At 64.9% G+C, this 1560-nt stretch carries 1 protein-coding gene; it reads right to left on the bottom strand.

What is annotated here, in order from left to right:
• Nucleotides 1-303: 303 nt before the first annotated feature.
• Nucleotides 304-1410 carry an IS110 family RNA-guided transposase gene (locus tag AC1DRO_RS21145; protein ID WP_476944688.1) on the bottom strand — a complete coding sequence of 369 codons (1107 nt, stop codon included), beginning with the start codon at nt 1408-1410 and terminating at the stop codon, nt 304-306.
• Between the last annotated feature and the right edge of the window lie 150 nt (nt 1411-1560).

The following is a 1560-nucleotide window of genomic DNA, read 5'->3' as shown; positions in this document are numbered from 1 at the left end:
CTGATATGTAGGTGTTCTTGTCAATAGGGCAAGGGTGAGCGGTCCAGGGCTGGTTTGTCTTGGACCGCTCTTTTCGTATCCGTTCTTCGGCGTCGTCCGGTTGGCTGGCGCGTCATGTTCGACGAGGGAGCGCTGTCTGGCTGATATGCGCGGGTTGGTTACCGCAGGACGAGGTGTTCGGCTGGAGGGGTGCCGCTGGTCTAGGAATGTCGGGCGTCACCGGTGTTAGCCGGTTGTCCATAGTTGTGTCGCGGGTCTCCTCCACGCTGCCGGGCCTTGGGGTCGGGGCCGGGAACGGTACGTCTAGTCATCCGTCCATGGGTGTTCCTTTTGGACGGGGGCTGCCAGGGACCAGCACCAGCCGGCCAGTTCCCGGGCGATGGCGACGTTGGCGATGACCCGGCGTTTGTGACGGGTTTCGAACTGTTCCCACTTGTGGTGCAGCCGGTGGTTTCCCTGGTGGCCGCGGACCCGGGACGCTTCGTCGGCTGCATCCCAGCGGGAGCGCATGTCACGACTGGCATTGTTGTACGGGCGGCGGTGGTGCCAGGCGGCCTCGACCAGCAGACGGCGGGCATGGGTGTTCCCGGTCTTGGTGATCGCGCCCTGGGACCGGGACGCACCCGAGGAATGCTCCGAGGGGACCAGGCCCAGATACGCGCCGATGGTGGAGCCGGTGAAGCGGTTCCAGTCGCCGATCTCCACCGCGAGCCCGAAAGCGGTCAGCACCGAGACACCGCGCAGGCACATCAGGGCCCGCACCACCGGGGCATACGGTTCCGTTGCCGCCATCGCGGTGATCTTCGCATCCAAACGATTTCTGCGGTCCAGCGTCAGTTCCGCCATCTCCAGGCCGGCCTCGTATGCGGCCTGCAGGGCAGGGTCATCGAAATGTTGCCGGTGCAGCCAGGTGTGGTGGGCGTCGGTCCAGGCCTGGCCGCCGGAGTAGACCAGGCCGTGGCGCAGCAGAAGCTTGGAGACCCGGTGCCGTGCTCTCATCAGATCCGCCCGCACGTCCTCGCGGGCACGCACCAGATCCCGGGCGGCCTCCTGGGAAGGGCCCGGGACCCGCACCGGGGTGATTTGCCCGAGCAGGGCCAGCCGGGCGAGATGTTCGGCATCCCGGGCATCGGTTTTCACCCGGTCTCCGGGAGGGCGCTGGAGCTTCGACGGCGCCGCGACCACGCATTCAATCCCTGCCGCATTCAGAAGCCGGGCAAGACCGAATCCGGTGGGTCCTGCTTCATAGACAACCAGGACCGGGCTTGGTAACCGGGCTACCCACTCGGCGATCCCGGCATCGTTGGCGGCCAGGCTCTGGCGCAGAATTTCACCGGTTTCGCGGTCGATCGCGCAACCCTTGACACTGCGCGCATGGACATCCAAACCGACGTAGGTACGCTTGTTCATGGCTGGAACCTCCAGACGTTCAAATGTGGCTCTACCAGTCCACACCCGCACCAGAATGCGGAACAGACCGTGGGCCGGCAACCCACGAATCTCTTTGAACCCGGGGTTCCAGTCCTACTTCAGGCAACCACCACACTTCATATTGTCTAG

The sequence above is a fragment of the Arthrobacter sp. P4_F11 genome (assembly GCF_056401395.1).
This window is presented reverse-complemented; position numbering and strand designations above follow the sequence as displayed.